Here is a 27000-nt window from a genome sequence, read left to right on the forward strand (position 1 = left end):
ACTTCTCTTTTGGACAAGCAAAAGAGAAGTAACTCGCGCGCCGAAGGCGCACGAAACGCTCTTGATTCAAGAGAGCGGCGGCGAACGCGGTGAAGCGAGCCGCGTCGGATGGGGGGCGCCATGAGGCAGGTGCTCAGCGGGACGGTGGCCGCCCGCGGCATGGCGCTTGGGCGCGCGCGGCTCGCGCAACCCAGCCGCTACGCCGTGGACACCCGGCCGCTGGCCGAGGACGAGATCGAAGCCGAGTGGCGCATGCTGGAACGCGCCCTGGAAACCGCGCGCCAGGAACTGCGCGAACTGCGCGAAAAGCTCACCGGCACGCTCGCCCGCGAGGTCAACGAATTCATCGACGCGCACAGCCTGCTGCTGGACGACGCCGAGCTGCTGCGCGGCCTGGAAGACATGGTGCGGGTCGGTCGCTATCGCCCCGGTGCGGCGCTGAAGAAGCAGCGCGAGCGCTTGTCGGCTGCCTTTGCCGCCATGGACGATCCCTATTTGCGCAGCCGCAAAGAGGACGTCGAGCAGGTCATCAATCGCGTCATTGCCGCCCTGCAACGCCAAACCAGCCCGGAGGAACGCAAGCTGGCTGCCCGCGTCGGCGAGGTCCTGGTCGCCGATTCCATTGCCCCGGCCGACATGGCGCAACTGGCTGGCAGCGGCCTGCTCGGCGTGGTGGCGAACGCGGGCAGCGCCTATTCGCACAGCGCCATCCTGGCGCGCAGCCTGGGGCTGCCGATGCTGGTCGGCGCCCGCGACGCGCTGTCGTCGATCCACGACGACGACCTGATCATGCTCGACGCCGAACGCGGCGAGGCCGTGATCCACCCGGCGGCGCAGGATCTGACCCGCTACCGCAGCTGGCAGCGTGGGCTGGCCGCCGAAGGCCGGCGCCTGGCCAGGCTCGCCAACCAGGCCACGCGCACCCGCGATGGCGTCAGCATCCGCCTGCTGGCCAACGCCGAATCCCCAGCCGACATCGCCATGGCACGCGCCCGCGGCAGCGACGGCATCGGCCTGCACCGCACCGAGTTCCTGTTCCTCAAGCACAAGCGGCCGCCAGCGGAAGACGAGCAATTCAACGCCTACCGTGACCTGGTGCTGGGCATGGGCGGCGCGCCGGTCACCATCCGCACCCTCGACCTGGGCGCGGACAAGGCGGACGCGGCAGGCCTGGCCATGCGCGGCGAGGACAACCCGGCGCTTGGGTTGCGCGGCGTGCGCCTGTCGCTGCATTACCCGGCGGTGTTTTCCACCCAGATCCGCGCCATCCTGCGCGCCGGCTGCTACGGCCCGGTACGCGTGCTGGTGCCGATGGTGACCCAGCCCGACGAACTGCTGGCGGTCCGCGCGTTGTTCAACCTGGCGCGCGAGGAACTGCGCCAGGAAAATGTCGACCTTCCCGAACGCATGCCGCTGGGCGCCATGATCGAGGTGCCGGCCGCGGCCATCAACGTGCGCGCGCTGCTGGAACACGCCGATTTCCTGGCCATCGGCACCAATGACCTGGCCCAATACGTGCTGGCCGCCGACCGCAACAACGATGCCCTGGACGATATCTACAACCCGCTGCAGCCGGCCTTGCTGCGCCTGGTCGCGCATGTCATCAGCTGCGCGCGGCGCGCGCGCAAGCCGGTGAGCCTGTGCGGCGAGATTGCCGGCGACGTCGACTTCACCGCCCTGCTGCTCGCGCTCGGGCTGGAGGAGTTCAGCATGCACCCGGCGCAGATCCTGCAGGTGCGCGACCGCATGGCCAAGCTGGACCAGGCGCGCCTGCGCCGCCATGCCGGGCAATTGCTGCGCGCACCCACGCACGAGACGGTGGCGCAATTGCTGGACGCGATCACCACCGAGGCGTTGCCACCGCCACCCGTCGATTAGACGCCAAGGCTGCGCAGGAAGGTGTCGAGCAGTTCGCCGCGGTATTTCTGCCGATGCAGCAGCAGCGCCAACTGCCGGCGCAGGTCGAGGAACGGCGTCTTCAGGGCCCGCAGGCGGCCGGCGGCGAGCGCGTCCTCGACCGCGATCCTGGGCAGGCAGGCGATGCCAAGCCCAGCCACCACGACTTGTTTGATCGCCTCGATCTGGTCCAGCTCCAACACCGTCTGGCCCGGGGGCAGCCGGGACAGCGCCCGTTCGCTGATCGCCCGCGTGGCCGAGCCACGCTCGCGCAGCACCCAGCGCGCGCCGGCAAAATCGGCAGCGGCGAGACGGCGCCTGTGGGCCAGCGGATGGTCCGGTGCCACGCAGACCACCAGCTCATCATCGCGCCAGGGCCGCACTTCCAATAACGGATCCGCCACCGGGCCCTCGACGCAACCGACGTCCAGGGCGTGCTCGAGCACGGCAGCAGCAATGCGCTCGGTGTTTGCCACCTGCAGGCGGACGGCCACCTGCGGATGCGCGCGCACGAAAGTTCCGAGCAGCTCGCCCACGCGATAATTGCCCACGGTATTGCTGGTGCCAATGTGCAGCTCCCCGCCCAGCGCCTGGCTGCCCTGCGCTGCGCGCCGGCCAAATTCGGCATGCCGGTCCAGCAGCTCGCGGGCCAGCGGCAGGAGCTCGCGGCCGCGCGCGTTCAAGCTCAAGCGGCCACGCTCGCGGGTAAAGACCGGGCTTCCCAGTTGGCGCTCCATCTGTGCCAGCGCCATGCTCGCCGCCGGCTGGCTGAGATGAAGGTTGTCCGCCGCGCGCCGCACGCTGCCGTGCAAGGCCACTTCGACAAAGACTTCGAGCTGGCGCGGGCTGATCCTGTTCATCAGCGATAATTATATGTCCAATAATTAATTGAAACTTTTATTTATTCCACGGGCTGCGCACAATGCCTGCTTTTGCCGGACCCACACATGGCTTCGCCTACGCTCGCGACCTCCGTGCAGCAGACCTCGGGCCGGATGCTTGCCCCGGGACTCGTGCTGGCCACCGCCATCGGCGTGCTGGCGCTGGTCCTGGGAAAAGCCGCCCCGCTGATTGGCGGACCGGTGATTGGCATCGTGCTCGGCATCGTGGTGCGCAACACGCTTGCCCTGCCCGCCAGCTGCGCTCCTGGCATCGCGTTTACCGGCAAGAAGGTCCTGCAATGGTCGATCATCGCGCTTGGCTTCGGCCTGAGCCTGGACCAGGTGGCGAAGACCGGCTTCCAGTCGCTGGCGGTGACCCTGGTCACCATGAGCGTGGCGTTCCTTGCCGCCTGGCTGCTGGGGCGCTGGCTGCACGTGCGCGGCAAGCTCGCGGTCCTGATCGGCGTAGGTACGGCCATTTGCGGTGGCTCGGCGATTGCCGCCGCCACGCCCATCATTCGCGCCGACGACCACGACACCGCGTTTGCGATCTCCACGATCTTCCTGTTCAACGTGATTGCGGTGTTGCTGTTTCCGCTGCTCGGCCACCTGCTGCAGATGAGTGACCTGGGCTTTGGCCTGTGGGCCGGCACGGCCATCAACGACACCTCGTCGGTGGTGGCTGCCGGCTACAGCTACAGCAAGGCCGCCGGGGACTTCGCCACGATCGTCAAGCTGACGCGGGCGACGCTGATCATCCCGGTATGCCTCGTGCTGGTCGTGGTCGTCGCCGCGCGCGAGCGCCGTACCTCCCAGGCCAGCGGGAGCACCTTCAGCCTGGCCAGGATTTTCCCATGGTTCATCCTCTGGTTCATCGTCGCTTCGGCGATCCGCACGACCGGGCTGATTCCAGCTGCGATGCAGCCCATGTTGCACGCCGGCGCCGAGTTCCTGATCATCGTGGCGCTGACGGCGGTGGGCTTGTCCGCCGACATCCGCCGCATGGTGTCCAGCGGCATGCGGCCCATCCTGCTCGGCCTCGGCACATGGGTCGCGGTGGCCCTCAGCAGCCTCGCCGTGCAATGGCTGGGCCATCAGCTGTAGCCGTCCAGACGGCCACAGTAGACTCCCTCTTCCCGACGGCTTCATCGTTGGGGGAGAGGGCCGGGGTGAGGGCACGCCCTTGCTTCAGTGCGCGTGCTGCTCGGCCAGGGTCAAGGCCACCTTGTCGCGCAGGTAGACCGGCAAGGCAAGCTCCGGCGCCACGGCGCGGCCCGCCTGGTATTCGTGCAGCGCCAACTCGGCCACGCGCGCCGCCTGCGGATAGCGCGCGCCATCGGCCTGGCGCAAGCGATCGCCCAGCAAGGGCCGCAACACGTCGGCATAGGTGGCCCAGCCGCTGCCGACCACGCGCCACGCCGGCGCTTCCGGCAACTGCAACCGCCCCGGTTCGAGCACGGCCTCGGGCATCAGCTCGACCAGTCCGCCCTCGGCATCGCGCCGGTACGCGCCGGCATAGATTTCACCCATGCGCGCGTCGATCACGGCCAGGATCGCCGCATCGTCGACTTCGGCCTCGAGGGCCAGCGCCGCCAGCGACGATACCGCCACCACCGGCAGGTCCAGCGCCAGCGCCATGCCTTGCGCCAGCGCCACGCCGATGCGCACCCCGGTGAAGGCGCCGGGACCGCGCCCCACCGCGATCGCATCCAGCGACGTACGCGCCAGGCCAGCCTCGGCGAGCAGCGCGTCGGCCATCGGCAAGGCCAGCTCGGTGTGGCGCCGCGGCGCCAGCTCGCTGCGCGCCAGGAGCTCGTCGCCGTGGACCAGCGCTACAGAACAGGCTTCAGTCGTGGTTTCGATCGCAAGTAGATTCATGACTGCCCATGATAGCGGCTGACGGCCCGGATGCGCGGGCACCGGGCGGTAAAGCTAAAAGCCCGGCACGCCAGCGGCATGCAGGCGCGCGGCGTGTGCTCGCACCGCGGGCTGGGCGAAGAACTGCACCAGCCGCCGGGCCTTGGTCGCATCAACGCCATCCACGCGCTTCCACGCTCCCACATCGCGTGAGCTCAACGCGCGCCAGTCCTCCCCGTCGCGCACGCCCACCGCGGGCGCGCCCAACGCACGCAGCCACCGCGCGAACGGCTTCCGCTGCGCGCTGGCGAACGCGTGATGCAGGGCCTGCGCCTGGGCCGGCGTGAGTTGGGGGACGGCCATCAGTTGCGCCGGCGTCAACTCGATCCAGTCCAGCAGATCATGCATCACACCGCCATCGACCAGCGCCTGCCATGCGCCCCGGCCCACGCCATCGAGCTGCAAACCCTGCGCACCGCCGAGCCACAGCAGCCGTGCGAGGAACTGTCGTTCGCAACCTCGCGTGTGCTGCCAACAACTCCATGCGTCGTGCGTGCGCGGATCGGGCACCGCCACCGCCATGCGCTCGCGCGCATGCCATGCGACTGACTGCAGGCGCGGAATGGTCAGCCCGGCGAGGGCGACTTCCACATGGTCGCCAGGGCGAATATCCATTTGCTGCCAGCGCTGCAGCGAACCGACGCTGACGCGCTGCACGCGATGGTCCCCCAGTCGCACCGGCACCAACTCCAGCACAGGCGTGATGCGACCGCTGCGGCCCACGTTGAATGTCACCGCGCGCACCTCGACCAGCGCTTGCGCGGCTGGATACTTCCAGGCCACCGCCCACGTCGGCGGACGCGCCTGCCAGGTGGACGCCGGCGGGCGGCGCCCCTGGCGCACGACCGTCCCGTCGGCGGCAAATGGCAGCGCCTGGCGGTACCAGCGTTCGCGCCAGCGCTGCACGTCGGCCAGCGTCGCCACGCGCTGCGTCCAGGCCACGCTGCCTTCCAGTCCCATGGCGCGCAAGCCGGCCAGGCGCTGCGCCATCCCGGGAGGCCCATCAGGCCAATCCCATACGAACAGGCCGACGCGACGCGCGGTGGCCGCATCCAGGGTGGTCCGCGCCAGGGCACCAGCCACCGCGGAGCGCGCGTGGGCGCCGCCGTCCCGCGCCTGCACATGCCCGGGCACGCGCCAGTACAACTCGCCTTGCAAGACCACGCGTCGCAGTGCGTGCGGCAGGCGTCGTGGAATGGCCTCGATGCGCGTGGCCTTGGCCGTCCAGTCGCTGCCATGGACGCCGTCGCCGCGACTGGTTGCCTGGCGCAGTTGGCCATCCACGTACAACAGCGTCACGGCCACGCCATCGACCTTGGGCTGGACCCACAGATCGCCAGTGGCGCGGGCGCGCAGCCACGCATCGAGTGCGGCCGCATCGGCGAGCTTCTCCAGGCCGGTCTGCACGACCGGCGCCAGCGTCGCACCACCGGCATCGGCGAGCTGGGACGGCATGTCCGGCGCCTGTGCCGGAAAGCAGCTACGCCACTCGCCAAGCCGGCGCAGGGCCTGGTCGTAGACCGCATCGTCCACCGACGATCGGCCGTCGACGCGGTAGGCGTGGTTCCAGGCATCGACGCGTGCCGCCAGCGCGGTCATTTCCTCTCGCGCCCGCGTCGACGACCAGCGCGGGCAATCCTGTGCGTACGCGGTGCCGACGCACAGTCCGCCGATACCCATCCAAGCCAGCCATCGTCGCCACATCGCGCGCTCCACCAATACCGATTGCCGGCAAGGTAATGCGCGACCCCATGCGCAGACAGTCGCCGGGCCCCACGGCGCTTGTAGGCCATGGCCGCCCAAGCGGCAAAGCACAAAAGAGCAGAGACGGATCAGCCCGTGAAGTGTCTCCGACCTTGTGGTTTTCGATTAGGAACGTGGTAGAGGGGTTCGGGCGTGGGATTCACAGCCCAGACGGCTTCTACCGGACACGCTCCCAGTCCCGACTTGCATCTGGCGGCCAACGACCATAGAGTAAGGATATCTTACTTGCGGCCTACAGCATGCTCGCCAAGCTCACCAGCAAGAACCAGTTGACGCTGCCCAAGGCCGCCGTCGAGGCTGCCGGCAGCCCCGAGTATTTTGAAGTGGAGGCGCGTGCTGGCCAGCTCGTGCTGACGCCCGTCCGCATCCAGCGCGCCGACGCCGTGCGTGCCAAGCTGGCGAAACTCGATCTCGGCGAGGCCGACCTCGCCGCGGCAGTGGCGTGGGCGCGCGGGACTGGATCGGCGAACAAGGCTGCACGCATCGCCGAACCCAAAGCCGGATACGCCGCGGAACCTGCGCGCAAGCGCAGGCTCGCGAAGCAACGCAAGCCGTGAATCTGCCTGTTCGCGGCACGCTGCACTGGGTTCTCGACACCAACGTCGTGCTGTCGGCGCTGATACGCCCCGGCGGCGTCAGTGGACGACTGCGGCTTGCATGGCAAGCGCGGCGCTTCATGCCACTGGCCAGCCACCCGACCGTGGCTGAATTGATCCGGGTGCTCGCCTACCCCAAGTTCAAGCTGCTGCCCGAAGAGCAGCATGAGCTGCTTGCCGACTACCTGCCGTGGGCGGAAACCTTCCGTGTCCCCGACCCGCCGCCCCGGACACCCACCTGCCGCGATGCACAGGACCTGTCGTTCCTGCAACTCGCGCTGGCCGCGAAAGCTGCAGTGCTGGTCACCGGCGACGCCGATCTGCTGGTGCTTGCCCCAGTGCGCGGCTTGGCCATCATCACGCCCGCCCAGGCAATCGAGCGGCTGTCGTCATGAAGGCTGCTTGCAAACTGCCGGCCATGCGCTTATTCCGCACGGCAGTGCACTTGCGCGGGATGACGGAGCTTCAGCAGTGCGGCGGCTCCAGATGCCGGGGAAGTTGCGCAGGCCGCATCACGATGGTTCTGCGAACGTTGGATATGGGTTGCACCCGCCGGTCAGTGATAGTCGTCTTCGCGCTGATGGCGTACGGCGAGGATGGTGAGGGTGGTGTCATCTTCGATCTCGAACAGGGCGACGTAGCCGGCGTTGCCGAATGGGATCAGCAACTCGCGCAACAAGGGATTGGCAACGTCCACCTTGCGGCAGGCAAATGGCATCTCCGCAAGAAAACGGTAGCCCCGTTTGATTGCCACGCGCGCACGCAGCGCTGCGGCGTAATCCACCGGCGCAAGAAAGTCCAGCAACCGCTCCAGATCTTCCTGCGCGGCCTTGCTGATCCGAACGCGGTGGCTCACGACTTGCGGGGCTTGTGCCGGGCAAGGATGGCGTCCAGCCCCGCCATCGACTCTTCGACGGTGTAGTACACGCCCGTGCGTTTGGCTTCTTTCCGCGCCGCCAGCCCGCGGGCGATGAACTCGGCCTGCATCCGGCGACGGTTCACCTCGTCGCGCAGGGATTGCTCCATGAAGCTGGACAGGCTCTCGCCTTCGCGCAGCACGTCTTCGGCGGCCTTGCGCAGTTCGGGTTCAACGCGCAGTGACGGCAGGGTGGCGGTCTTCATGGCGGAACTTCATGTATCGCATTTGCGATGCACACTGTAGCATGACCGGGCAAGCCCACCAATGCGGCCCATCCAGTCTCGCTGGAATGGAAAGCACCCTTGCGACTCATCAAACTCGACCAGGCGCACGCCGGCGAAAAAACTGGTCGCGCTTGTCCCAGCGCACCTTTCCGGGACAGGTAGCCATGGCCAGCCGTTGCAGATGAATCGCGCAAAGCACCGGAGTATGTCGCCCGCGAATGGGCTTGCACCACCAGCGGGTCACCCGGGTCAGGGCGGCGACCTAGTCAGATTGCCCGTGGCCGATCGCGACAGAATCGTCGGCGAAGAAGGCCTGCACGTCGGTGAGCTCGCGGGTACGTGGCATGGGCGGCAGGCTGGCCAGGAAGAGCTTGCCGTAGCCCTTGCCGGACAGGCGCGGATCGCAGAGCACCAGTACGCCGCGGTCGTGCCGGTCGCGGATCAGGCGGCCGACGCCCTGCTTGAGCGCGATGACGGCGCTCGGCACCTGCCAGCCCATGAACGGGTTGATGCCCGCCTGCTCCAGCGCGGCCAGGCGGGCTGCCAGCACCGGATCATCCGGTGCGGCGAATGGCAATTTGTCGACGAGTACCACGCTCAAGGCTTCGCCAGCCACGTCCACGCCTTCCCAGAAACTCGCCGCGCCAAGCAGCACGCCATGCCCGCTGGCACGGAACGCCTCGAGCAGGCGTGAGCGCGGGGCGCTGCCCTGGACGAAGAGCGGCCATGGCACCTTGCCTTCCAGAAGTTCGGCAGCCTGGCGCAGCGCCCGGTGCGAGGTGAAGAGGAGGAAGGCGCGCCCGGCGGAAGCCTCGAGCACCGGCAACGCGGCGGCAATCACGGCCGCCGTGTAGTCGGGTGCACGCGGATCAGGCAGTTGCGGCGGCAGGTAGCACAGGCCCTGCCGCGCGTAGTCGAACGGGCTCTCCAGGAGCAGGGTGTGCGGCGCATCCAGGCCGAGTTGGCGATTGAAGTGCTCGAAGCTGCCACCAATGGCAAGCGTCGCCGAGGTGTGGATCCACGCCGCCTGCGTACGCTCGCGCAAGGCGCGCATCGGCGCAGCCAGGTCCAGCGGCGTGACATGCAGGACGAAGCCATGCGGCGATTGCTCGTACCAGCGCACGTCCGCGGCCGATGCTGCTTGCCCGCCATGATCGACCTGCGCGTCATCGTCCTCGCCGCCTGTGGGCGCGGTCGCGGCGACCTGCTCCAGGCGCGTGGCAAAGGATGTCGCGCGCTCGTCGAGATTGGCCAGGCCGCGCGAACGCTCGGCCTGCGTGTGCAACACCTCACGCAGGCCCAGCAACGCCTCGCGTACGGTGGAGAGCGCCGTCGCCGCCTCCGCGTCAGCCAGGAGCGCGGGCACCGGGCCTCGCGCCGGCAGGCCGCGCAGGGCCAGGCGCAGACGCCGCTCGGCGAGCTGCAAGGCCTGGATGGGATCGAGCAGCAGGCTGATGGCGCCGCTCACGCCGGCACATTCGGCCAGCGCATCGCGCGCCAACTCGGCCAACTGCCGCGCGCTCACACTGCGCGAAAAAAATTGCGCCGCCAGTTCGGGCAACTGGTGCGCCTCGTCCAGGATGAACGCGGCGGCATTGGGCAGGATCTCACCAAAGCCGTCCTGCTTCAGCGCCAGATCGGCAAACAACAAGTGATGGTTCACCACCACCACGTCCGCCTCCTGCGCCTCGCGGCGGGCCTTGAACACATGGCATTGGTCGTAGAACGGACACTCCGCTCCCAGGCAATTTTCCGCGGTGGACGTCACCCGCGGCCACAGCGGCGAGGACTCCGGCACCTCGGTGCATTCGGCGCACTCGCCACGCACGGTGCGCGCAGCCCACGCGCGGATGGCCGCAAGTTGCCCGAGCTGCTCGGGCGGCAAGGACGCGCTGTCCGCCACGGTCTGCTGCAGGCGGTATTGGCACAGGTAGTTGGAGCGCCCTTTCAGCAGCGCGGTGTGCGGCTTGACCCCCAGCACGCTGCACACCCGCGGCAGGTCGCGGAAGTACAACTGGTCCTGCAGGGTCTTGGTGCCGGTGGAGATGATCACGCGCTCGCCGGCCAGCAGCGTCGGCACCAGGTAGGCGAAGGTCTTGCCGGTGCCGGTGCCGGCCTCGGCCACCAGGATCTCGCGCCCGGCAATCGCCTGCTGCACGGCAAGCGCCAGTTCCTGCTGCGCGGCGCGCGGGACGAAGTTCGGCAGCTCGCGCGCAAACGGCCCGTCGGCCCCGAGCAGTTGCCAGGGGTCCGGCATGCCGACCTCATCGCGTATGGTCATCGCCCCGGCAGCGCGTCAGTACCGCGTGACCCCGGGCTTGTGGCACGCCGCGACGGACTTGCGCGCCGCAGCGGCGCCGGCGGCATCCCGCGCCTGCAGTCGCACCTCCACGACGGTCTGCCAGTTGCGCGCGCACAGCGAGCCCAGCTTGGGCCCAAGCGACCAGGACTTGCGCGCCAGCGCCTCGGCCTGCGGGAACTCCTTTTGCCGGATCGCCACTTCGGCGCGGTCCTGCAGCACATCCGGCGCGTCCGGGCTCAATTTGAGCGCCTGGTCGAGCGTCGCCGCCGCCTGGTCGAAGTGCCCCGCCTGCTCCTCGCGCGCGGCCGTGTCCTGCAATGCGGCGACGCCGGGATCGACCAGGCCGTTGACCGTGATCACCGATTTTTCGCGCTCACCCGCCGCGCGCACCGCGGCGACCAGGTCGTAAGTCGGCACCGGCGCCAGCGGCGGCGGAGCGGGTGGCGGCGGCTGCGCCGCGAACCAACCGCATCCGCTCACCGTGCCCAGGACGATCGATGCGACCAACAGCGGGCGCACCGCCAGCCTTCCCAAACTGCTCATTGCTCCACCCCATTGCCGGGCGCCGCCGCAGGCCCGCTGCTCGCGGGGCTTGCCGGCTGCGCACCAATCCCAAACACCTGTTGCCAGAAACAGTTCTCGGCCTCCGGCGACAAGGACCCGGCCACCACCGGCACCTCGATCGCCCCGGCACATTGCTGGTCGATGCGCTTGCCATCGACCGGATTGACCCAGGCCATCTCGAGCCCGTCACCCGGCGCGCTCGGCAACGGCCGCGTGGGCAGCCGGGTGAACAGCTCCCGCCAGGCGCGCAAGGCGCCGGTGGCGCCAAACAAGGTGGTCGGCTTGTTGTTGTCGCGGCCCATCCAGAACACCGCCAGGTGATCGGCGGTATAGCCGGCAAACCAGCTGTCGCGCATATCGTTGGTGGTGCCGGTCTTGCCCGCGGCATGCAGCCAGGCGAGGCCACTGTCGCCGATCGAATGCGCGGTGCCGTACACCGCCACTTGCTGCAGGGCCCAGGTGACCAGGCGCACGGCCTCCTGGTATTCGCCCTTGCCGCCCTGCACCTCGTAGCGCTTGATGGTGCGCCCGCTGCCGTCGAGCACGCCGCGCACCGCCAACAGCGGCAAGGCATGGCCATCCGCCGCCAGATACTGGTACAACTGCGCCACCTGCACCGGCGCCAGGTCGAGCGCACCGATGAGCAGCGACGGGCTGGGATTGACGTTGGCCAGGCCGAAGGACTCCAGGAACGCCTTGACCCGCGGCACGCCCACGGCAAGGCCGAGATGGATCGTGGCCAGGTTCCACGAATGCGCCAGCGCATCGACCATCGGCACCTGGCCATGCACCTCGTTGTCGTCGTTGTGCGGCGTCCACTGCGTCCCGTCCGGCTGGCGCATGCTGACCGGGGCATCGTCGAGCTGGCTAGCCAGGTTCCACTGCCCCGGTTGGGTCAAGGCGACCAGGTAGACGAACGGCTTGATCGCCGAACCGATCGGTCGCCGTGCATCGAGCGCGCGATTGAAACCCGGATCGGCGGCCACGCGGCTGCCGACCACGGCGAGCACGCTGCCGCTGTGCGCATCGGTGACGACGCCAGCCGCCTGGATGCCGTTGCCGCGCTTGCCGAGGCTTTCCAGCGCACTGCCCACCGCCTGCTCGGCATACAGTTGGGCCGCCGGGTCCAGCGTGGTGAAGATCGACAGCCGGCCGGCGCGCAGCGCCTCGTCGTCAAAGTCCGCCGTGATCTGCTTGCGCACCAGGTCCATGAATGCCGGGAAACGGTCCTGCGGCAGGCGGCCATCGCGGACGATGTCCAGCGGTGCCGCCTGCGCCACCTTGAGCTGGGCGGCGTCGAGCAGCCCAGTGGTGGAGAACTCCCCGAGCACCACGTTGCGGCGTGCCAGCGCGCGCTCCGGGGCACGACGCGGATCGTAATAGCTCGGTCCCTTGACCAGGCCGACCAGCAAGGCAATCTCCTGCGGCCGCAGATCCTGCAGCCGACGCCCGAAATAAAACTCCGACGCGGCGGCAAAACCATGCACGGCCTGCGCGCCCTGCTGGCCAAGGAACACGTCGTTGACGTAGGCCTCGAGGATGCGCCCCTTGTCGTAGTGGGCCTCGAGCAGGATTGCCATCAAGGCCTCGTTGATCTTGCGCGTGAGCGTCTGCTCACGGCTCAGGAACAGGTTGCGCACCAATTGCTGGGTCAGCGTCGAGCCGCCCTGCACGGTGCGTCCGGCGCGCAGGTTGGCAAACGCGGCACGCGCGATGGCGCCAAAGTCGATGCCAATGTTGTGCTTGAAATTGCGGTCTTCCACTGCCTGCAAGCCGCTGAGCAACAGCGGCGGCACGTCGGCCAGGCGCACAAAGCGGCGCTCCTCCTGCTTGGCACCGTACAGCGTGGCGATGCGCGCCGGATCGAGGTGGACGGCGGCCAGCACCTTGCCATTGGCCGCATCGCGCACCGACTGCACCACGCCCTTGGCCAGCACGACGCGGATGCGCCGCGGCAACTCGCCTCCGTCCGGGCCAGCGAAGCCGCGCGAGGAGATGAGATAGCTCCCGCCCTTGGCAGTCCAACTGCCCGGCACCTGGCCGTGGCCGTCCTCGCTGTAGCCGGCAAAGGTCAGCTCCAGCTTCAATGCCGCCGGCGTCATCGGGGTGTCCGCCGCGAGCAGCAGCGGCCGCGCGTACACCCGCGTCGGTACGGCAAACACCAGGTCGTTGAAGCGATCCTGCACGCGCTGGTTGAGCACCAGCACATACGGCAGCACGAAGCCGACACCGAGGCCCAGCGCAATCCACGCCGGAATGCGCAGCCAGCGCCAGCAGCGCGACGCGATCGATCTGATGCGCTCGAGAGTCAGCAACGTCGAAAAACCCGGCAAACCAGCCGCCAATGATAGGGCCACCCGCCCCGCGCCCGGATGAACGGCGCCTTGCCTGGCAGCAACCACCTTCTGCCCTGAGCTACACACTTCGCCACCAGGGCAACCTGAAACCTGCGCCGCGCACCGCCCGGCTGGTCGCGTACAACTTTTGCCATAGTCAAGCTACGGCGGATCGATCAATAACGCGACCGATTTGGGCCGTGAACGCAGGTGGGGCCTGCATATAGCCATTGCCGACGGCCGCATCGGCGGTGACAAAGCGCGCAACGGCGCCTCTTGCGCTACAGCGTTGGATCCCGCACCGGTGGCCATTGTTGCGCCCCATGCAGCACGCGCAGCACTTCGATGCGTGAGTCCCCAGGCCGAACGCGATATACCAAAATGAGCGGCGTGCGCTGGATCACCAGTTCGCGCGTACCCTTGACCCGCCCCACGCGGCCCATGTCAGGATGGTCTTGCAGGCTGCGCACCTGTCGCGTGATTTCGGAATCCACCCGCAACGCCGCGTGCGGATTCTGTTCGGCGATGTAGTCCAGTTGCGCAAACCGCAGTTGCTGCGCCAGTGGCAGCCAGACCAGCTTCAACGCTTGCCCTTGCTGCCGGCCTGCAGGCGGCGGCGCCATGCCGCGCCATCCCGTTCTACTTGCGCGTTGGAGATCCAGCGCGTGGCCGGGTCATCGGCTTCCATCAGGGCGGCCTTTACCTCGCGCCGAAACCAGGCGTCGTATTCAGCGGCATTCTGCTGCTGGCTCACCACGACGCGCATGAAGTCACGCAGCAGTTGCGCGCCCGTACGATCGCGCGCTTTCGCCGCGTCGGTGAAATCGGCTTTCAGCGCCTCGTCAACCCGAAAGGTGAAGGTTGCTTCATTCATGGTCGCCTCTCGTGTTACGTAACACGTGCATCGTAACACGCAGACAAGTTTTTCGAGGACCCGGCCAAGCGTGACCTTGCGCGTTTCGAGCCCCCATGTCGAGCATGACGCAGTGCTCAGGGCGGCAGGCCCCACGTGGCGGCGTCGGGGTGGAACGGGCGCGGCTGGATGCCGAGCAGTTGCTGCACTTCGGTATTGTCGGCGACCTGGTCGAGTTGCAGGCGGGCGAGCGGTCCACGCCAGCGCGGCATCACGCCACCGGCGCAGCGCAACAGCCAGCGCGGCAGCGGCAACGGCACGCTGCGGCGCGGCACGCTCCCCCGCACGCGGGCCAGCATGTCCCGGGCCGACAGGCGCTCACCGCCGCCGATGGCCAGCACCCGCCCGGCCGCGGCCGGGCACTCCAGCGCGGCCAACATGGCCTGGGCCAGGTCATCGGCATGCACCGGCTGACGCAGTCCACGTCCGGCCGGCAGCGGAAAGACCCGGGTGCGTGCGGCCCGCTGCGCCAGCGGGGTCAAGCTGTGGTCCAGCCCGGCGCCGTAGACCAGCGTCGGCCGCAGCACGGTCCAGGCATAGTGGGCGCGGTCGCAGGCCCGGGCCAGGGCCGCCTCGCCAGCCAGCAACTGCTGCGCCAGCGCACGCTCGGCGGCGACGCTGGAACCACGCTTGGCCTCGGCACTCATTGAGCTCAGCGCCACGACGCGCGGGCCATGCTCCAGCGGCGCGCGCTCCAGCCAGGCCGCCAGGTTGGGCAGCGGGCCACAACACAACACCGCCGACAGCACGGGCACGTCGGGCACCCGATCCGGGAGCGTGCCCTGCAGCCAGGTCAGCTCTGCCGACGACGTCCGCGGCGCGCGGCTGACAGCCAACACCGGCTCGCCGCTGGCCAGCAGGCGCGGCAACAGGAAATGTCCGATCTGGCTGCTTGCCCCAAACACCAGTACGGCCATGCCGCTTCAGGACCTCGCCAGTTGCGCGCTCAGTTCGGCCACACGCGGGTCATTGGGCGCCAGCCGCCGCGCCCGATCCAGCGCTTGCGCTGCCCCGGCGCGATCACCCTGGGCCAGCCGCTGGCGGGCCTGGTCGAGCCAGGCACCAGCCAGCCGCGTCGCCATGGCGGCATGCCGCGCATCGTTTGGACTCAGGGCCGCATAATCGGCCAAGGCGTTGTTGGCCGCGGCCAGCCTGCCGGCCGACAACTCGCCCTGGAAGCGCGCCCGCACCTGATCCGGCAGGTCGTGCATGCCCTGCAATGCCGACGGATCATTGCCGTTGATGGCGAGCGCGCTGCGATACAGGTCGTAGGCGCTGTCGCCAGGCGGCATCATGATGTCGCCACGCTGGGTCGCGGCCTTGGCCTTGCGCACCAGGTCGGCAATCTCGGCGCGCTGCTGCGGCGTCAACTCCATGGGCGCGGCCATGGCCAGCCCGGCGTTGGCGTCGTCGCCAGCCATCTTTACCGCTGTATCGCCGCGCTGCGGCGGCCCCAGCCGGGCGCGCGCCGCAGCCACCTGGGCCGAATCCGGATCCAGGGCTGCCGCCTGGTCAAGCAGGCTGGCGGCGCGCGCGCCGTCATGCAGGTCGATGGCTACATTGGCCTGCACGGTCAGCGCCCTGGCCACGAGGCGCAACCCGTCACGGGCCGCCGCGTTGTCCGGATCGAGCTTGAGCGCGGCGCGGTAATGCGCGAGCGCGGTATCGTCGCCGGCCCCGGCAATGCGGCCGGCGCGCAGGGCCGCCTGGGCCTGGTCGAGTTCGGCGGCCAGCGCGTTCGCATCCACCGCCGGTGCCGGCGGTGCGGAGGGCGAAGATGGCGCTGGCGCGGTGGCCGCAGCGGTACCGGCTACCGCCGCGGTCGTCGCGCCGGCGGGCGCCGCACCCTGCGCCTGGGTCAACGCCGCCCGCAACCCAGGCAAGGCGCCGTTGCTTGGCTGCAGCGTGGCCAGTTGCTGGATCAGGGCATCGGCAGCAGCAAGCTCATGCGCGTCCAGGGCCTGCTGCGCGCGTGTCGCCAGCGCGACGCCAACCTGGTCCAAGCCGTGCCGGGCGACGGCGCTGCCCGGATCGGCACGGGCAATTTCCGCATACAGCGCCGCAGCGCCATCAGCCCCACCGAGCTTGCCGGCCGCCAGTGCCTGCTGCGCCCGCGCCACCAGGTCGGGGGTTGCCGGGCCCGGTGCGCGTGCCGCCTGGATGCGGCGGTCGAGCTGGTCCAGGTCGCTGCCGCCGCCCAGCAGCTCGCGGGCTTGCGCAGCCTGGAGCGCGGCCTGTTGGACTTGACCGGCGCGCAAGGACGCATCGGCATCGGCCACCAGGTCGCGGCCAACCTGCTGCAGGCCCTTGAGCGCCGCGTCGTTGTCCGGCTCCATGGCCAGCACGGCCTGGAACAATTCGCGCGCACTGCTGCCGTCGCTGCCGACCAGGTGACCCTGCTGCAGTGCCTGCTGGGCGCGGCCGAGCACATCGTTGAGTGCGGTGCGCGGCACCATGCCGCGCAGGCGGCCCTGGTTGATCCAGGCCACGGCAACCACCGCCGCGAGCAGCAGGAGCACGACGACCACCCACGTGCGCCGATGCCGCGGCGGTGGTGGCGCCGGAGCCAGGCGCTCGCCGGCCGTGGCGGAAAAGCTGGCCGCCGGCTCGGCTTGCTCTGCATCCAGGCCGGACAAGTCGCCAAGGGTCGGTTCGGTCCGCCCGGCCGGGCGCTCTTCGTAGGGATCTCGACGTCGCGTCATGGTGGTTCGTTGCACGGTGCCGGGTGAGCTTAGCATCGACCCGCGCAGGGCAACCGCAGCCTGCACGCGCCCATTCAGCTTGTGCGAGACCCGTGCCGGGCTGTCGGACATCGCGCTTTCAGCCCGTGCCGATACGTCGCGCGTCGATCACGTTGGGCAGCGCCGCGAGCTTGTCCAGCAGCTCCGAGAGCTGGCCGAAATCATGCACGCGCAGCGTAAAGCGCACTTCGACCTCGCCGCTGTCGGCAAACACCCGGCTGGACGAGGCCACGATACGCGCCTCGGAGTTGCTGACCACATCGGTGACGTCGCGCTGCATGTTGCGGCGGTCGTAGCCGCGCACCACGATCTCCACTTCGTAGGCGCGCGTGCCGACCGCACCCCAGGTAACGTCGACCACCCGATCGGGCTCGCGGAGCGCCAGCCGCGCCAGGCTGCGGCAGCCGGCGCGGTGCACGGTCACCCCGCGACCGCGCGTGATGTAGCCCTTGACCGCATCCCCAGGCAGCGGCTGGCAGCAGCGTGCCAGGGCGGTCAGCAGGTTGCCGATGCCGTCGATGCTGAGCGCGGCAGCCTCCGGCGCGGTGCTGCGCGCCGGCGTCGCGGCGGGCGCGCTCTTGGCAGCCGCCGCAGGCGCTGGCGGCTCGACCAGGTCCTGCATGGCGCGCGCAATCTGCCCGCTGGTGATCTCGCCCAAGGCCAGCGCCACCAGCAGCTCATCCTGGTTCCTGACACGGAGCTGCGCCGGCAGGCCGGCAATGTCGGCGTGCCCGAGGCCCAGGCGCTTGAGTTCGCGCTCGAGCATGCCGCGGCCCACGGCGAGATTCGCGTCGATGGCCACGTGGCGGAACCAGGAGCGCACCTTGGCCCGCGCCCGCGGCGTGTTGAGGTAGCCATGGTGCGGGGAGAGCCAGTCGCGGCTGGGTTCGGCAACCTTCGCGGTGAGGACTTCGATGCGGTCGCCGCTGCGCGGCTGGAAGGTCAGCGGCACGATGCGCCCGTTGACCTTCGCCCCGCGGCAACGGTGGCCGACCTCGCTGTGCACCAGGTAGGCGAAGTCCAGCACGGTGGCGCCACGCGCCATGTCGAACACTTCGCCCTTCGGGGTCAGCACATAGACGCGGTCTTCCAGCAATTCGGTGGCGAGTTCCTCGCCGAGTTCGCCATCGGCCGCGTCGTGCGGCTCCAGCAGCTTGCGCATCCAGGCGATCTTGGCCTCGAAGCTGGCGTCGCCGCTGCCGCCTTCCTTGTAGCGCCAGTGCGCAGCCACGCCGAGCTCGTTGGCCCGGTGCATCTCATGGGTGCGGATCTGCACTTCCAGGGTGCGGCCACCGGGACCGAGCACGGCCGTGTGCAGCGACTGGTAGCCATTGTTCTTCGGCCGGGCAATGTAGTCGTCAAACTCGGCCGGCAGGTGCTGCCACTGTGTATGCACCACGCCCAGCGCCGCATAGCAGTCAGTGACCGTGGCCACCAGGATGCGCACCGCGCGGATGTCATAGAGCTCGGAAAAACCCAGGTCCTTGCGCTGCATCTTCTTCCATATGGAATAGATGTGTTTCGGCCGGCCGCCCAGCTCGGCCTGCACCCCGGCGGCCGCCATCGCCTGCTGCAACTGCGCGATCACCTCGCGAATGAAGCGCTCGCGGTCGCTGCGCCGCTCATCGAGCAGCCCGGCAATGCGCCGATAGATGTCCGGCTGCAAGGTACGAAACGCCAGGTCCTCGAGCTCCCACTTGAGCTGCCAGATGCCGAGGCGGTTCGCCAGCGGGGCATGGATGTCCCGGGTCAGCCGTGCCAGCGCCTGGGCGCGGTCGGGTGACAGGCGGTCCGCCACGCGCATCTGCGCCAGTTGGCGCGCCAGCAGGGTAAACACCACGCGCAGGTCGCGTACGATGGCGAGCAGCAGGCGACGCAAGCCCTCGAGCGCGGCCTGCGGCGTGCGCTGCTGTGCATGCAGCGCCCACACCCGCTCGGCCGCCTGCTGGCCGTCGACCAGGCGCTGCACCTCGGCCGGCAGCGCGGCGCGCTCGGCCTGCCAGCGCACCGGGTCGGCCAGGGCCAGCGCAAACCACAGCGCGGCCGCGCGCGTCGGTTCGTCACAACCGAGCCGTGCCAGGGATTCCTGCACGTCGCAGCATTCACGCTCGTCGAGCGTCCCGGCGGCAATGCCCGCGTCACAGGCCGCAGCGAGCAGCGGCGGCAGGCCGTCTTCGGCACTGGCGCGCCAGCGCTCCAGATCCGTAGCCGGGATAGCGACGCGCACCATGACCCACCTCTCCTCGACGCCTGCCCACACCCGGACATTGTATGAGCCCGCGCCATGCCACGCTGGGCTGGGAGCGCGGGCGCTTGGCACGACGCCCGCTACCGCGCACACTTCGCGGTATTGCCAACGCCATCCTTGCCGAGGACCAGCCCATGAGGATCCGTTTCCGCCCGGTGACCGCCATTGCGACGCTGCTGCTGGCGTCCGCCGTGCTGCCCGCCTTCGCGCAGCAAGCCGGCAACCTGCAGGAGCGTATGAGTGCAGCGGAGTTCTATGACGCGGGCTTGAACAAACTGTCGGCGCAGGAACTGGCGACGCTCAACCAGTGGCTGGCCACGCACGAGGGCTCGAGCGTCGGTGCCGGCGCCGCCTCACCAGCTGCAGCCGCAGCCGACGTCAGCAGCGCCGCGGCGGCCGAGCCGGCGATCCAGCCGCTAGCCGGAACCAGGCGGCCCAGTACCAAGCGCCAGGCCTTCCAGGCGCGCGTCGTCGGTTCCTTCACCGGCTTCAGTGGCGACACTCTGCTCAGCCTCGACAACGGTCAGCAATGGCAGCAGGTCGGCGATGACAAGCCCATGTGCAACGCTGCCGACAGCCCGCAGGTCAAGATCAAGCCCACTTTGTTCGGCAACTGGCTGATGGACGTGCCCAGCTGCAACCTGCTGGTCCACGTGCAACGCGTCAAGTAAGCCGCGCCAAGGCGCGCGCCAGGCGCTTGGCCGACACCGGCTCGGCAGTCTTGAGCTCCTGCGCAAACAGCGACACGCGCCACTCCTCGAGCAACCAGCGCAAATCGTCCAACGCCTCGGCATCGGCGCCAGCGGCCTGGTGCCGCAGCCAGGCCCGCCAGTACGGCAAGACCTGGGACAGGCGCTGTCGGTCCTTTGCCGGGTCCTGGCGCAGGCGCTCGGCACGCAGGCGCATCGCCTTGAGATAACGTGGCAGCTGGGCCAGGCGCGCGCGCGGCAAGGTGCGCAGGAAGCCGGGCGCCAGCAAGGCATCGTGCTGTTCCTCCAGGTCCGCGTAGCTCTCGCGGGCAAACCCCTGCCGCGTTGGGCGTCGCCAGGCTTGAAACTGTGCATGCGCCCCGATGATGGCCTCAGCGAGTTCCAGGCGCTCGATGCCCGCCGCCACCAGCTCGCGCTGCGCTTGCGCGCACAAGTCGGCAAACGCATCGGCGTCGCGCACGCCGGCCAGCTCGTGGATGGCCAGCACGTCTGCAAATGCGCCTTCGACCAGGTCGTGGCGCAAGCTTTCCTGGGTGCCGAGCGGCAGGTATTGCAGCGCAAGCGACTGGTGGATCGGCAGGCGCCGGCGCGCTGCCTTGGCCGCGCCAGCCAGGGCGTGGCGCAACAGGCGGCTGACCCCGGCGCGATGCGCGGCACGCGCCTCCTCGGCGCCTTCGAACACCCGCAAGGCCACGGCATCGCCCAGGTCCACCAGGGCGGGATACGCGGTCAGCCCGCCGGCAGCCGCCACCTGATCCGGGATGTGCGCAAAGTCCCAGCTCGTGGCCTCGGTGCCGCTCAGCTCCAGGTCGGTCTTGCCGGCAAACGCCGTGCGCGCCCGCGCCTGCCAGCGTGCCCGCAACCCGGCCAGGTCGCGGGAATCCGCCAGCACCCGCGGCGCGTGCCCCCGGGCGGCCTCGTCATGCAGCTCGAAGCGCATCCGCAGGTGCGCCGGCAAGCCCACCGCGGCGAAATCCACGGCGCCCACCGCGACGCCGGTGGTGCGCGCAAGGAACGCCGCGAGTACCCGGGCCAGGGGTTCGTCACGCGGCGCCTCGGCGGCGGCGAAGGCGCGGGCAAAATCCGGTGCCGGCACGAAGTTGCGGCGCAGGCCCTTGGGCAACCCGCGGATCAGCTCGGCCACCTTGTCGACCAGCAGGCCGGGCACCAGCCATTCACAGCGCGCCGCCGGCAGTGCATTCAGCAAGGCGAGCGGCACGTGCAGGGTCACGCCATCGGCGGGGTCGCCGGGCAGAAAACGGTACTCCAGCCGATAGGCTTGTCCGCCCGCCACCAGTTGGGGCGGAAACGCGGCCGCGTCGGGCCCGGCCGCACCGGCGAGCACGTCCTCGAGCGACCAGTGCAGGGCGGCCTGCGCGGCGGGCGGAGCCTTGCGGTACCACGCTTCGAACGCACGCACCGAAGAAATCTCGGCAGGCAACTTGCCGGCAAAGAACGCGACCAGATCGTCCTCGTGCCGAAGGAGGCCGCCACGTCGCTGTTTGGCCTCCTGCTCCTCGGCCTGCTGCAATACGCGCCGGTTGGCCCGCAGCAATGTGGCCATGCCGCCCGTGGCCCGTGACCCCGCATGCTCGGCGACCTCACCGCGAACCAGGGCATCGCGCACGAAGATCTGGTGCGCGAGCGCCGCGTCCTGGTGGAACAGGACCGGCCGCTGCTCGGCCAGGACCAGGCCAAACAGGCTGACCTGCTCGAACGCGAGCACGGCGCCGCGGCGCTTTGACCAATGCGGATCGCGGCAACTGGTGCGCAGCAGGTGCGCCGCCTGCTGCTCGATCCACAGTGGGTCCACGCGCGCGTTGGTCATGGCCCAGACGCGGCCACCGACGTCGAGGATCTGCGCGGAGCACAGCCAGTTCGGCGGGGTCTTCGCCAGCGCCGAGCCCGGGAAGATCTGGAATTTGCGCTCACGGGGCCCCAGGTAGGCGCCGCGCTCGTCCTTGCGCCCGACCAGGGTGGGCAGGCCGCTGAGGATGCTGCGGTGGATCGCCTCGTAGACCCGCGCCTGGGAAAGGGGGTCCGGGTCATTTTTCGCCCGAGGTGACAATGTATCCAGCGCCCCATCCGGAGAAAGATGACTCTGACCTTTTTTTTGTCCCCCCTTTGGCCTTGGACCGGCAACCTGCCCGTCAGCGGCAGGCGTCGCCGGGTCGACGGACCAGCCCAACTCCCGCGCCATCGCCAGCAGCTGCCGATGCAGCTCGCTCCATTCGCGCATGCGCAGGAAGCTGAGGAAATGGCGCGAACACCAGTCACGCAGCTTCGATTGCGTCAGCTCCTCATGCGCCGTGCGGTAGGCACGCCACAGGTTCAGCGCCCCCGCGAAATCGGACTGGGTATCGGCAAACGCCTTGTGCGCCGTGTCGGCCTGCGCGCGTGCCTCGGCTGGCCGCTCGCGCGGGTCCTGCACGCTCAGGAAGGCCACGATCACCAGTGCCTCGCGCAGGCCGTGCAGGCGCTGCGCCTCGACCAGGATGCGCGCCAACTGCACGTCGATCGGCCAGCGCGCCAGGGTGCGGCCGATCGCCGTGAGCCGGCGCTCGTCATCGATCGCGGAAACCTCGGCGAGGCGCCGATAGCCATCGGCCACCACGCGCGGATCAGGGGTGTCAAGGAAGGGAAAGTCCTCGACCGCACCCAGCTTCAGCGCGAGCATGCGCAAGATGACGTTGGCGAGCGAGGAGCGCAGCAGTTCCGGGTCGGTGAACGCCGGCCGGGCGGCGAAATCAGCCTCGTCGTACAGCCGGTAGCAGATGCCCGGCCCGACGCGACCGCAGCGCCCCTTGCGCTGCTCGGCGGCCGCCTGGGAAATCGGCTCCACATGCAGGCGTTCGATCTGGCTGCGCCGGCTGTAGCGCTTGATGCGCGCCGTGCCGGTGTCCACCACGTAGCGGATGCGCGGCACGGTGAGCGAGGTCTCGGCCACGTTCGTGGCCAGCACGATGCGGCGCAGGACCCCTGGCTTGAACACGCGGTCCTGGTCCTTGGTCGACAGGCGCGCATACAGCGGCAGGATCTCGGTTGCCCGGTACTGGCGGCGCGAGAGCAGCAAGTGCGCATCGCGGATCTCGCGCTCGCCGGGCAGGAAGACCAGCACGTCGCCGCGCGGGTCGGAACGGGTGATCTCGTCGAGCACCGCGGCTACGTGCGAAATGGTGTCCGAAATGGTGTCAGGGACAATTTTCGTCTCAGTAGACGTCGACTCCTCGGCGCGCATCGGATGAAAATTGTCCCTGACACCATTTCCCCGCCAGCGCACCTCGACCGGGTAGGCGCGACCCTCCACCTGCACCACCGGCGCACCGCCGAAGTGCTCGGCGAAACGCGCGGTGTCGATGGTCGCGGAGGTGACGACGATCTTGAGGTCCGGCCGCTTGCCAGCCAGCTGCTTGAGATACCCAAGCAGGAAATCGATGTTCAGGCTGCGCTCGTGCGCCTCGTCGATGATCAGGGTGTCGTAGGCGCCGAGCCAGGGATCATGCTGGGTCTCGGCCAGCAGGATGCCGTCGGTCATGAACTTGACCAGGCTGCGCTCGGACACCTGGTCGGTGAAGCGCACCTGGAAGCCGACCAGGTCGCCGACCGCGGTGCCCAGCTCCTCGGCCACGCGCCGCGCCATCGAACGCGCCGCCAGCCGCCGTGGCTGGGTGCAGCCGATCATGCCGGCCTCGCCACGCCCGGCGGCAAGGCACAGCTTGGGCAGCTGCGTGGTCTTGCCCGAACCGGTTTCGCCGGCGATCACCACCACCTGGTGCCTGCGGATCAGGGCGACGATATCGTCGCCGCGCGCGCTGATCGGCAGGGCCACATCCAGCGTGATGCGCGGCTTGGCCGCCACGCGCCCGCGCCGCCGCGCCGCCGAGCGCTCGATGTCCGCCGCCAGGGCCGCGAGCCTGCCCGCATCGGGCTCGCGTGCGAGCCGGTGCCAGCGCTGCCGCAGGCGGTGCAGGTCGCGGCTGGAGACCGCCTCCAGCTGTCGGCCCAGGGCCTGCAGCTGCGGATCGCGATGGCCGGGTTCGTCGTGCGCGCGTGAATGCTTCATCGGGCCGCACATGATACCGGCACCGAAGAAGGGACCGCTTCAGTCCAGGCGGGCGGATTCGGCCACGGCCTGCCTCAGCGCCGGCAGATCCGCGTCGGCGCCTTTCCAGAGGTCGAGTAGATCCTCGTAGGCACTGACGGCATCCGTGTGCAAGCCGGCAGCGGCCAAGGCCCGCGCCTTTTGCAGCCGCGCCATCGGTCCGATCGGGTAGTTCAGCGCGAGCCCCGGATGATCCAGGATTTTCTGGAACTCGGCCGCCGCCTTGCGGGATTCATGCATGGCAAGGTAAGCCTCGCCGCGCACGTAGATGGGATACATCGACGTCCAGCCGAATACGCTGAACCTGGTCATGCCGTATTCGTACGTCGCGGCAGGCTTCAGGATCGCGAGCGCCTCGGCGGCCTTGCTGCGACCGAGCGCGAGCCTGGCGCGTAGCACGGGCAGGTAATTTCGTTGCGCCAGCGTGTCTTCCGGATAGTCGTTGGCGAGCCGGTCTATGGACTCCCTGAGCCGCGCTTGGTTGCCGGCGTATGAGAACGCCAATGCGGCGCCGAATTGCACGTCGCGGGCCGGCGATTGCCGATGGGCCGATGCAGCGCGACGTTCGGCTTCTTGCGCATTGCCGTACAGCGCCTCGCGCAGCGCCGACATCGCGAGGTACGCCGCGGCGCTTTCGTTCCCGGCTGCGTGCCGTGCTGCTTCGATTGCCCGATCCGACCTGTCGCGTGACACCCCGAGCTGTCCGTAATAACCGGCGGTCTCGGCGTCCCAGGCCAGCAATTGGCCTTCCATGCCCTGCTCGCCCTTGATGGCCTCGAGCTGGCGCGCCATCCCGGCAGGATCGTGCAGCAGGAACGCGAGCTGGTACCGATTGAACACGTAGAAGCCCGAGTACAGGTTCAGCTCGCGTGTCCGTTCATGGACGTTTTTGGCGTCGTCGAAACGATTCAACGCGATGTAGGCATCCATCAGGAAGGAGTATGAAACGGTCTGGCTCGGCACCAGTCGAATCGATTCCATGAGCTGCGCCGCGGCCTTTTCGTATTCACCGGCCACGGGATATATGGAACCGCCAAGCTCCATGCGCGGCATGGCCATGCGCGGGTAGGCCTGGATCCAGGCGAGGCAGGCGCGTATCGCCATCTCGATGTCGCCGCTGCCCGACTTGCCGTAACGCGAAATGATGAAATATCTCTCCGGTTCGCTGACCTTGTCGCGCCATGCGTAGGCCTTGCGCGCGTAGTCGGCGGCGAGCCGCGATTCGCCCTGCGTCGTGTACGCGATGGAGAGCATTCCGTACGCCTGGGCAAATTGCGGATCGAGCTCGATGGCGCGCTGGAGAAGCAGGATGGAGGACGGGGCATCGGTGCCGTTCGCAATGAGCTTCATCGCATCGCTGTACGCTTTCAGCGCCTGCAGGGATGCGGTGGTGGCCTGTTCGAGCGGCGTATCGTATTTCTTCACCGTGCGCATGGATTCGCCGATCCTCGCGCGCAGCCGCGAGGATGCGTTGCCCAGCGCGGCAAGGACGTGATCCTTGTCCGCGGCCCGGCTCTCCACGCTCGCCAGGGTCTCGCCGTTCGCGCAATCCACGGCGCGGACCGCAAGCTGATAGGGGGTGCCGATCTGCGCGATGGAACCTTCGATGACCGCCGCGCTCCCCACCCGTTGGCACAGATCCAGCGCCACCGTGGGCGTAAGCGCCGAATCGGGTTTCCTGCCCATGAACGCCAGCGTCTGCCGGACGAGTCCATCCGGGACGATGCTGAGGAACGGCGACTGTTCCAGCTGCACCGAAAGGCCTTGCCGCAGCGCGCCGTCGAACACCGGATCGCCAGTGCGGTTGGTGAAATCGGCCAGTACGACGGTGTCCTTGTCGGTCAGTGCATGGGACGACCCGGACTGCAACCACGCGGCGGCGGCCACCGCACCCATCGCGGCGCAAGCCGCGGCGACCGCCCAGGCCCGACCGGGCCGCAGCACGGCCGTGCCGCCCGCGCCCAGGGCCGACAGGGCCAGTTGCAGGTCTGCGACGGTTTGGAAGCGCCGCGCGGGATCATCTTCCAGGCAACGTCCGACGATGCGTTCCAGCTTGCGCGGCGCGATGCGCCCGCGGCGCGCGCCTGCGCGGCTGCCGGTCAGCATTTCGTACAGCACGCAACCAAACGAATAGATGTCGGAACGCGGATCGGCGGGGCCGCCCTGCCGTTGTTCCGGCGAAACGTACGCGGGCGTTCCCATCGCGTTGCCGGCCGCGGTGAGGGTATCGTCGGTGACGAATTTCGCCAGCCCGAAGTCGAGGACCTTGACGCCGGATGCCGCCAGCATGATGTTCCCCGGCTTGAGATCGCGATGGACGATGCCCTTGGCGTGCGCTGCCGCCAGCGCGGCCAGGATCTGCGCGGCGTACGCGAGCGCCGTGTGCAGGGGCAACGGGCCTTGCGCGATGCGCGCCGCGAGCATGGTGCCTTCCACCAGCTCCATCACCATGAAGTCGGGGCCGACGTCGTAGAGCACGCAGACGTTGGGATGGTTGAGCGAAGAAATCGCGCGCGCTTCGCGCTGGAAGTTCGCACTGAAGCGGCCCCGCGTGAGCTTGAGGGCCACGGCACGGCCCAGGCGCGTGTCGACCGCCCGATAGACCTCCCCCATGCCGCCCGCACCGAGCTTGTGGGTGATGCGGTAGGGGCCGAGTTCGGTGCCTTCGGCCAGCGTCGTGTCCACTGCGTCCGCCACCCACGCCGGCGCACGCAGGGCGGGTGGGCGTTCCAGGAAGCCGCCTCCGGCGGGTTGCGCGAGCAACGATTCCACTTCACTTCGCAGCTCGGGTTCGACGCGCTCGAGGATCGCGCGACGCTCTTCGGCGGTACATTCGCGTACCGAATGGTACAGGTCGGCAATCCGCTGGAAACGATCGGGGATCATG

20 protein-coding genes are annotated in these 27000 nt (G+C 69.0%); 5 read left to right on the forward strand and 15 right to left on the reverse strand.

Going from position 1 to position 27000, the window contains the following annotated elements; all coding sequences use genetic code 11:
* Positions 1-120: 120 nt before the first annotated feature.
* Positions 121-1878 carry a phosphoenolpyruvate--protein phosphotransferase gene (gene ptsP / locus AC3WJB_RS00135; RefSeq protein WP_492677488.1) on the forward strand — a complete coding sequence of 586 codons (1758 nt, stop codon included), beginning with the start codon at positions 121-123 and terminating at the stop codon, positions 1876-1878.
* Here the strand turns inward: ptsP and AC3WJB_RS00140 are convergent.
* On the reverse strand, positions 1875-2756 hold the full coding sequence (locus AC3WJB_RS00140; RefSeq protein ID WP_492677490.1) for a LysR family transcriptional regulator: 882 nt from the start codon (positions 2754-2756) through the stop codon (positions 1875-1877). The two genes, ptsP and AC3WJB_RS00140, sit on opposite strands and share 4 nt — an antisense overlap.
* An 87-nt stretch (positions 2757-2843) precedes the next feature.
* On the opposite strand from AC3WJB_RS00140, the gene AC3WJB_RS00145 reads away from it, so the two are divergent.
* Positions 2844-3881: a YeiH family protein gene (locus tag AC3WJB_RS00145; protein ID WP_492677492.1), complete on the forward strand. Its 1038-nt coding sequence runs from the start codon at positions 2844-2846 to the stop codon at positions 3879-3881.
* A gap of 84 nt (positions 3882-3965) precedes the next feature.
* Here the strand turns inward: AC3WJB_RS00145 and tsaB are convergent, their stop codons facing one another.
* Both tsaB and ligB read right to left on the reverse strand, forming a co-directional pair.
* Entirely contained in the window at positions 3966-4655 is a 690-nt protein-coding gene (gene tsaB, locus AC3WJB_RS00150; RefSeq protein ID WP_492677494.1) for a tRNA (adenosine(37)-N6)-threonylcarbamoyltransferase complex dimerization subunit type 1 TsaB, read from the reverse strand.
* 54 nt (positions 4656-4709) lie between these two features.
* The gene (gene ligB / locus AC3WJB_RS00155; protein ID WP_492677496.1) at positions 4710-6398 is read right to left on the reverse strand and encodes an NAD-dependent DNA ligase LigB; all 1689 of its coding nucleotides are present in this window, start codon (positions 6396-6398) and stop codon (positions 4710-4712) included.
* Between the two features lie 299 nt (positions 6399-6697).
* Between ligB and AC3WJB_RS00160 the strand changes: the two genes are divergently transcribed.
* Positions 6698-7015: a hypothetical protein gene (locus tag AC3WJB_RS00160; protein ID WP_492677498.1), complete on the forward strand. Its 318-nt coding sequence runs from the start codon at positions 6698-6700 to the stop codon at positions 7013-7015.
* Positions 7012-7449 (forward strand): putative toxin-antitoxin system toxin component, PIN family, encoded by a 438-nt coding sequence (locus AC3WJB_RS00165; RefSeq protein WP_492677500.1) that lies wholly within the window; start codon positions 7012-7014, stop codon positions 7447-7449. The genes AC3WJB_RS00160 and AC3WJB_RS00165 overlap by 4 nt, the downstream gene beginning before the upstream one ends.
* Positions 7450-7610: 161 nt before the next feature.
* Here the strand turns inward: AC3WJB_RS00165 and AC3WJB_RS00170 are convergent, their stop codons facing one another.
* The 10 genes from AC3WJB_RS00170 to AC3WJB_RS00215 form a co-directional block, all read right to left on the reverse strand.
* A complete protein-coding gene (locus tag AC3WJB_RS00170; protein WP_492677502.1) occupies positions 7611-7910 on the reverse strand; it encodes a type II toxin-antitoxin system RelE/ParE family toxin in 300 nt (99 codons plus the stop codon).
* Positions 7907-8176 carry a YlcI/YnfO family protein gene (locus AC3WJB_RS00175; RefSeq protein WP_492677504.1) on the reverse strand — a complete coding sequence of 90 codons (270 nt, stop codon included), beginning with the start codon at positions 8174-8176 and terminating at the stop codon, positions 7907-7909. The genes AC3WJB_RS00170 and AC3WJB_RS00175 overlap by 4 nt, the downstream gene beginning before the upstream one ends.
* 283 nt (positions 8177-8459) lie before the next feature.
* On the reverse strand, positions 8460-10478 hold the full coding sequence (gene yoaA / locus AC3WJB_RS00180) for a DNA repair helicase YoaA (RefSeq protein ID WP_492677506.1): 2019 nt from the start codon (positions 10476-10478) through the stop codon (positions 8460-8462).
* Positions 10479-10493: 15 nt separating this feature from the next.
* Positions 10494-11042 carry a tetratricopeptide repeat protein gene (locus AC3WJB_RS00185; RefSeq protein ID WP_492677508.1) on the reverse strand — a complete coding sequence of 183 codons (549 nt, stop codon included), beginning with the start codon at positions 11040-11042 and terminating at the stop codon, positions 10494-10496.
* On the reverse strand, positions 11039-13378 hold the full coding sequence (gene mrcB, locus AC3WJB_RS00190) for a penicillin-binding protein 1B (RefSeq protein WP_492677510.1): 2340 nt from the start codon (positions 13376-13378) through the stop codon (positions 11039-11041). The genes AC3WJB_RS00185 and mrcB overlap by 4 nt, the downstream gene beginning before the upstream one ends.
* Before the next feature lie 302 nt (positions 13379-13680).
* Entirely contained in the window at positions 13681-13983 is a 303-nt protein-coding gene (locus tag AC3WJB_RS00195; RefSeq protein WP_492677511.1) for a type II toxin-antitoxin system RelE/ParE family toxin, read from the reverse strand.
* On the reverse strand, positions 13980-14273 hold the full coding sequence (locus tag AC3WJB_RS00200) for a CopG family ribbon-helix-helix protein (protein WP_492677513.1): 294 nt from the start codon (positions 14271-14273) through the stop codon (positions 13980-13982). Before AC3WJB_RS00200 ends, AC3WJB_RS00195 begins: the two co-directional genes overlap by 4 nt.
* A 116-nt stretch (positions 14274-14389) precedes the next feature.
* Positions 14390-15229, reverse strand: a complete 840-nt coding sequence (locus AC3WJB_RS00205; protein ID WP_492677515.1) for an SDR family oxidoreductase — start codon at positions 15227-15229, stop codon at positions 14390-14392.
* A 6-nt stretch (positions 15230-15235) separates the two neighbouring features.
* The gene (locus tag AC3WJB_RS00210; protein WP_492677517.1) at positions 15236-17014 is read right to left on the reverse strand and encodes a tetratricopeptide repeat protein; all 1779 of its coding nucleotides are present in this window, start codon (positions 17012-17014) and stop codon (positions 15236-15238) included.
* Positions 17015-17132: 118 nt separating this feature from the next.
* Positions 17133-19283: a RelA/SpoT family protein gene (locus tag AC3WJB_RS00215; protein WP_492677519.1), complete on the reverse strand. Its 2151-nt coding sequence runs from the start codon at positions 19281-19283 to the stop codon at positions 17133-17135.
* A gap of 152 nt (positions 19284-19435) precedes the next feature.
* Here AC3WJB_RS00215 and AC3WJB_RS00220 point away from each other — a divergent pair, with 152 nt between their 5' ends.
* Positions 19436-19972 carry a hypothetical protein gene (locus tag AC3WJB_RS00220; protein WP_492677521.1) on the forward strand — a complete coding sequence of 179 codons (537 nt, stop codon included), beginning with the start codon at positions 19436-19438 and terminating at the stop codon, positions 19970-19972.
* Here AC3WJB_RS00220 and hrpA read toward each other — a convergent pair.
* Both hrpA and AC3WJB_RS00230 read right to left on the reverse strand, forming a co-directional pair.
* The gene (gene hrpA, locus AC3WJB_RS00225) at positions 19965-24074 is read right to left on the reverse strand and encodes an ATP-dependent RNA helicase HrpA (protein WP_492677523.1); all 4110 of its coding nucleotides are present in this window, start codon (positions 24072-24074) and stop codon (positions 19965-19967) included. The genes AC3WJB_RS00220 and hrpA overlap by 8 nt on opposite strands.
* Positions 24075-24113: 39 nt before the next feature.
* Complete coding sequence (locus AC3WJB_RS00230; protein ID WP_492677525.1) at positions 24114-26999, reverse strand: protein kinase domain-containing protein; 2886 nt, start codon at positions 26997-26999, stop codon at positions 24114-24116.
* Position 27000 lies beyond the last annotated feature (1 nt).

The organism is Rhodanobacter sp. FW510-R10, assembly GCF_058781105.1.